A 4,902-nucleotide genomic window follows, 5' to 3' on the forward strand; every position below is an offset into this window, starting at 1 on the left:
ACCCGAAGATTGGCGCGGCCAGATCGACTATCGCGCCCTGGACGCCCGCATCCAGGCGATGATGGCCGACAAAACCATGCAAGGCTTGGCCATCGCCGTGATCGAGAACGGCCGCCTGTCGTTCGTGCGGGGCTACGGCATGACCACGCCCCAGGACGGCGAGAAAATCGACGCCGACACGGTCTTCCGCTGGGCGTCGCTGTCCAAGACCGTGGCCGCGACCCTCAGCGCGCGCCTGGCCCAGGACGGGGTGTTCTCGCTGGACGATCCGCTCGGGAAGTTCGGCACCAGCCTGCGCCTGCCCGGCGACGCCCAGAACACCCTGACGGTCGAGCAGCTGTTGTCCCAGCGCACGGGCCTGCCCCGCAACGCCTATGACGGCTGGCTCGAGGGCGGGCGTGATCCGAGGATGATCCGCGAGAGCCTGGCGACCGTGCCGCCCCAATGCCCGCCGGCCACCTGCCACACCTACCAGAACGTCGCCTACGACACGATCCGCGAGGTCGTGGAGACCGCCACGCACCAGCCCTATGCGCAGGAGGCCCAACAGCGGCTGTTCGCGCCCCTGGGCATGACCAGCGCGACCATCGGCCTGCAGGGGCTGGAGGCCTCCAGGCACTGGGCGCGGCCCTCACGTTATGGCCGCGCCATGTCTCCGCTCGACGCCTATTACCGCGTGCCCGCCGCGGCCGGGGTCAATTCCAACATCGTCGACCTGGCGCGGTGGATGCAGGCGCAAATGGGCCAGGCGCCCGCCGTGCTGCCGGCGCCGGTGCTGGCCGAGATCCAGCGTCCGCGCGTCAACACCGGGCGGCCCTACGGCAACTCGGCCCTAGGTCGGTCGCTGGAGCACCCCGGCTACGGCCTGGGCATGCGCAGCTTCACCTACAAGGGCCACCGCTTGGTCGGCCATAGCGGGGCGGTGGACGGCTATCGCTCGACCATGATGTTCGACCCGGCCGCCAAGACCGGCGTGGTGATGCTGTGGAACAGCGAGGGCAGCCTGCCCTTCAAGCTCCAGGCCGAGGTCTTCGACAATCTCTACCACCTGCCGTTCACCGACTGGCTGCAGATGAAGGGCGACGGATCGCCCGCGCCCGCCCCCTGATCGCGCGGGGGGCGGGCCGGAGGCCTTGCGTGAGTTCGGTTGGAGATCGGGCGCTAAGCCAGCGCCTTCTCGAACACCTCGCCCGCTTTCAGGGCCGGCTTGGCGCCGAGGATAGCGCTGGCGGCCTTGGCGGGACCCAGGATCGTGCGGCCCAGGCGCTGGAGGTCCTCGACGCTCACCGCGTCGACGGCCTCGGCCAGTTCGGCGGGCGTGTAGAGGCGGTTGAACATCAGGGCCTGGCCGGCCGCCTGTTCGGCGCGCGACAGGGGCTGCTCGCGGGCCATGAACATGTGGGCCTTCAGCTGGGCCTTGGCGCGGGCCAGCTCGGCGTCCTCGATCCGGGCGGCCAGCAGCAGGATCTGCTCGGCGCAGACCTTGGCCGTCTCGGCCGCGTCGCCGGCCGCGCAGCCGGCATAGACGYCCAGGGCGCCGGCGTCGGCATAGGTGTCGGCATAGGCGTCGATATTGTAGGCCAGCCCCCGCTTCTCGCGGGCTTCCTGGAACAGGCGCGACGACATGCCGCCGCCCAGGGCCTCGGCGAAGATGCGCAGGGCGAAATAGTCGTCCTCGCGGGCGCTCACGGCCGGCAGCATGAACACCAGGTGGGCCTGCTCTAGCTTGCGGGCCTGGCTCTTGCGGCCGCCGATGAAGCCGGCTGGATCGGAGGCCAGGGCGCCCGGCGCGGCGGGCATCGCGCCGAATTCGCGGCGAGCCAGGTCCAGCACCTCGTCCAGATCGACCGCGCCGCTGGCGCTGACGATCAGCCGGTCGGCGGCGTAGAGCTGACCGCGCCACTCGACCAGGCCTTCGACGGTGGCGGAATTGACGCTGTCGACCGTGCCCAGGATCGGCCGGGCCAGTGGATGATCGCCCCAGGCGGCGGCCTGGACCAGGTCGAACACATAGTCGTCGGGCGCGTCGGCGGCCTCGGCGATCTCCTGGGCGACGACCTGCTTCTCGCGGGTCAGGTCGCCCTCGTCGAGGGTGGGCCGCAGGACCAGATCAGCCAGCACGCCCATGCCCAGGTCGAGGCCGCCCTTCAGGGCGCGGACCTGGAAGCTGGTGCGCTCATAGCCGGTGGCGGCGTTGATCTGCCCGCCTTCGGCCTCGATCACCTCGACGATGTCGCGTGAGCTGCGCTTGCCCGCCCCCTTGAACACCATGTGCTCCAGCAGGTGCGACCAGCCCGACCGGGCCGGATCCTCATAGGCCGCGCCGCGACCGGCGACGACGGAGAGCGCGATGGTCTCCAGGCCCGGCATCGGGTCATGAACGACGCGGACGCCGTTTTCGAGGGTGTGGAGGGTGGTGGAAGCTGTCATCTGCCCACGCACATAGCGGGGCGAGGACGGCGGCGCCAGTGTGACGCATCGCCGGACGGGGACACGCCCTTGCGGCGTGTCCCCGTCATCGGTCGCTGAGGTTCTCGTCTTGGAGCTTTCGCGGTGAGACGGGGAACGCCGCGAAGGCGTGTCCCCGGACTGCAATCAGCCCGCCGCGAACTCCCGCACGAAGGCCTTCACCGTCTCCGCGTCGGCCGGCAGGCGGTCGAACTTCTCGGGCTTCTTGGACAGGTCCGGCGTGGCGCGCGGGGTGGCCGGGGTGAGGCCGGCGGCGGCCAGCACGGCTTCAGGGAACTTGGCCGGATGGGCGGTGGACAGCACCACGACCGGGGTGGCCGGATCGGCCAGGCGCAGGATGTTGGCGGCGGCCACGCCCACGGCGGTGTGGGGGTCGATGACCTCGCCGGTCTCGTTCAGGGTCGACAGGATGGTCTTGGCGGTGTCGGCCTCGCTGACCGACGCGCCCTGGAACAGCTCGCGCATCTTGGCGTGGGCGCTGGGCGGGATGTCCAGCAGGCCCGTGCCGGCGAAGGCGCGGAAGGCGCGGGCCGTCTCCAGCCCGTCGCGGCCGACGGCCTCGAAATAGAGCCGCTCGAAGTTGGAGGCCACCTGGATGTCCATGGCCGGACTCTGGGTGGCGGCCACGGCGCCGCGCGCGTAGCGGCCCTCCTCGAAGGCCCGGGCGAGGATGTCGTTGGAATTTGTGGCGGCCACGATGCGGGCGATCGGCAGGCCCATGCGGGTGGCGACATAGGCGGCGTAGGCGTCGCCGAAATTGCCGGTCGGCACCACGAAGGCGACCTTGCGGGCCGGCGCGCCCAGGGCGACGGCGGCGGTGAAGAAATAGACGCTCTGGGCGGCGATGCGCGCCCAGTTGATCGAGTTGACGCCCGACAGGTCCACCGCGTGGCGGAACTGGTCGTCCGAGAAGGCCTGCTTGACGATGGCCTGGCAGTCGTCGAACGAGCCCTGGATCGAGACGCAGGCGACGTTCTTGTCGGTCGCCGTGGTCATGAACCGGCGCTGGACCTCGCTGATCCGGCCTTCAGGGAACAGGGCCACGATGCGGGCGTGGGAGCGGCCGCGGAAGGCCTCGACGGCCGCGCCGCCGGTGTCGCCGGATGTGGCGCAGATGATGGTCATGGTCCGCGACTGGCGCGACAGCACGTAGTCGTACAAGCGCCCCAGCAGCTGCATCGCCACGTCCTTGAAGGCCAGGGTCGGGCCGTGGAACAGCTCCAGGAGGTAGCGGCCGGGCGCCAGTTGCTTCAGCGGCGTGACGGCGGCGTGGGCGAAGCTGGCATAGGCCTCCTCGCACATCTCGCGCAGATCCTCGGCCGGCACGTCATCGCCGACGAACTTGCCGATCACCGTGGCGGCGACCTGGGCGTAGGGCTGGCCGGCGAAAGCGGCGATCTCTTCAGGCGTGAAGGTCGGCCAGCGCTCCGGCACGTACAGGCCACCGTCGGGGGCCAGGCCCGCGAGCACCGCATCGAGGAAACCGATCGACGGGGCTTCACCCCGCGTGGAGACATAGCGCATCAGGATCTCATCTTCCGCCAGAGCATGGCGGCATAGATAAACAGCAGGGTTACGGCAAGACCGAACCACGTCAGCGCGTATTCCAGGTGCCGATTGGAAATTTCTGCCGGAAGCGGCGCGGGGGTGACGCCGGGCGGAACGGGGGTCGCGGACTCGACCATCAGGATGTAGGGCGCGGGCTTGTCGGCGGCGAAGCGGGCGACGGTGGCGGCGCGGTCGCCGCCCAGCGACTTCGGGGCCATCAGCACGCCGACGGCCTGGGTCGGGGCGGCCAGCGCGACCGGCGTGGGGGCGGGCTGGCCGGTCAGGGCCTTGACCACGCCAAGGTCAAGCAGGATCGCGCCGTAACCGGCCGCGGAGGTCCGGCAGATGGCGGTGGCGCGCCAGACGATGTCGCCGTCGCGCACGCCGTAGACCAGCGGCAGGGTCTCTGGCTTGTCGGGGACGCAGTCGACCGAGACCCGGGTCCAGGAGGCGTCCTGGCTCTTGACGGTCAGCACCCTGGCGAGGGGCTGGGCGGGCGCGGTCTTCAGGACCTCGATCCTGGCCAGCAGGTCTTCCTTCCAGGCCAGGCGCTTCAGCTGCCAGCCGCCCAGCACGCACAGGATGGCGAAGGCGATCAGGGTGGCGATCGTCAGGCCGACCGGGAAGCGGCGGTCCTTGGGTTCAGAAACGTCAGACATCGTGGCGGCCGGCCTCGGAGGCGTTGTTGGCTATATGGGCGGCGACCATCAGACCCTTGGCGGGCCGCATCAGGCCCAGGCACGCGACCAGGGTGATCGGCAGCCAGACGACCAACAGCAGCCAGACCGGCCAGGCGAAGGCGAACATCGAGAACAGCGCCCCGAACGCGCACAGGAAGCCGGCGATCAGGATCACGAAGGTCGAGGCCCCGTCGCCGGTCTCGTG

At 70.3% G+C, this 4,902-nt stretch carries 5 protein-coding genes; 1 reads left to right on the top strand and 4 read right to left on the bottom strand.

Annotated features, from left to right (window positions below; all coding sequences use genetic code 11):
• A partial coding sequence (locus AC1DZ6_RS19020; RefSeq protein WP_477098706.1) for a serine hydrolase domain-containing protein occupies window positions 1-1,108 on the top strand: 1,108 nt, incomplete at its 5' end.
• 53 nt (window positions 1,109-1,161) lie between these two features.
• On the opposite strand, the gene AC1DZ6_RS19025 is transcribed toward AC1DZ6_RS19020, so the two are convergent.
• The 4 genes from AC1DZ6_RS19025 to AC1DZ6_RS19040 all read right to left on the bottom strand — a co-directional run.
• On the bottom strand, window positions 1,162-2,430 hold the full coding sequence (locus tag AC1DZ6_RS19025) for a M16 family metallopeptidase (protein ID WP_477098707.1): 1,269 nt from the start codon (window positions 2,428-2,430) through the stop codon (window positions 1,162-1,164).
• A gap of 165 nt (window positions 2,431-2,595) precedes the next feature.
• Complete coding sequence (gene thrC, locus AC1DZ6_RS19030) at window positions 2,596-3,993, bottom strand: threonine synthase (protein ID WP_477098708.1); 1,398 nt, start codon at window positions 3,991-3,993, stop codon at window positions 2,596-2,598.
• Window positions 3,993-4,676 carry an SURF1 family protein gene (locus tag AC1DZ6_RS19035; protein ID WP_477098709.1) on the bottom strand — a complete coding sequence of 228 codons (684 nt, stop codon included), beginning with the start codon at window positions 4,674-4,676 and terminating at the stop codon, window positions 3,993-3,995. The genes thrC and AC1DZ6_RS19035 overlap by 1 nt, the downstream gene beginning before the upstream one ends.
• Window positions 4,669-4,902: DUF983 domain-containing protein (locus tag AC1DZ6_RS19040; RefSeq protein WP_477098710.1), on the bottom strand; the 234-nt coding region annotated here is incomplete at its 5' end. The genes AC1DZ6_RS19040 and AC1DZ6_RS19035, both read right to left, overlap by 8 nt.

This window comes from Caulobacter sp. P1_B12_2 (assembly GCF_056406675.1).